Source organism: Photobacterium lucens, assembly GCF_009873615.1.
Taxonomy (GTDB): Bacteria; Pseudomonadota; Gammaproteobacteria; order Enterobacterales; family Vibrionaceae; genus Photobacterium; species Photobacterium lucens.
Map to the genome: position 1 here is coordinate 1 of NZ_SSMG01000109.1, position 1,126 is coordinate 1,126.

Annotated in this window: 1 protein-coding gene; it reads left to right on the plus strand. The window is 38.2% G+C overall.

What is annotated here, in order from left to right:
- Nucleotides 1-968: C40 family peptidase (locus E5A76_RS05430; protein ID WP_316247321.1), on the plus strand; the 968-nt coding region annotated here is incomplete at its 5' end.
- Nucleotides 969-1,126 lie beyond the last annotated feature (158 nt).

A 1,126-nucleotide genomic window follows, 5' to 3' on the forward strand; every position in this document is an offset into this window, starting at 1 on the left:
CTTTTATTAAAATGTCTTTTTCTTCTCGCCACAAATTAAAAACAACCATAAGAACAACGCTATTAATGTCGATGATGGCGTTACCTACAGTAGCTTCAGCTCATACACAACATAAAGTTGAGCATCACGAGAAGCATTCAGTTAAAGAAACTCACCACCATAAACAACAACACGTTTCTGAACCGAAACATAAACACGTTGAAAAACACGAACATCATCAGGTTCAATCTCATAAATCTGTTGCTAAGGCCACTCATCATACAAGTCATGCGCATCATACAGTACGTGAGCATGAACATAAGCCTGAAAAGGCACATCATGAAAATCATCAAAAGCACACTTCAGCATCGACTAAACATGATCACCATCGTGTTAAAGAAGCGAAACATCATGAATTAAAAGAATCCAATCACCATGTAACGCATACCACTAAACATGTCTCTCACCATTATGCTCATAAACATGCAGTAAAGCATACTCATCACCACCAAGTACCACTAAAACACGTTGTTCCTGTTGATTACTACACAACAAAAGGGCATTACGGACATCACCGTTCGGTGTGGTCATCATTAATGCACTTTAGGCTTCCAAGTCATTTTAAATCAAAGATTTGGCACTCTTATGAGCACTGGGCTCACACCCCATACCGTTATGGTGGTACAACTCATCGAGGCATTGATTGTTCAGCGTTTGTAGGGCGTGTTTTCTCAGAAGTTTTCCATATCCATCTACCGAGAACATCGCTAGAACAAGTTAAGCTTGGGTTTAAAGTGAAGAAAGAGAATGCTCACTACGGTGATTTGGTTTTCTTTAAAACGGACGGTGGGCATCACCATGTGGGAGTTTACCTAGATCATGGACGTTTTGTGAATGCCACCAGCTCTCGTGGGGTGGCGGTATCTAATATTAATCACCCATACTGGCGAAAACGCCTATGGCAAATTAGACGTTTAGTCGCCGCTTAACTAAAAACGCAGCTATATGGCTGCGTTTTTTATAATGAATTTTAATAAAGAAACTTAACAAAGACTTATATCTCTTTGAATTGAGAATTTAAATGTTTAAGTTATTTTGTGCTGTTATTTTTTATTGAGTATTTAATAGTAATTATTCACTAATGATA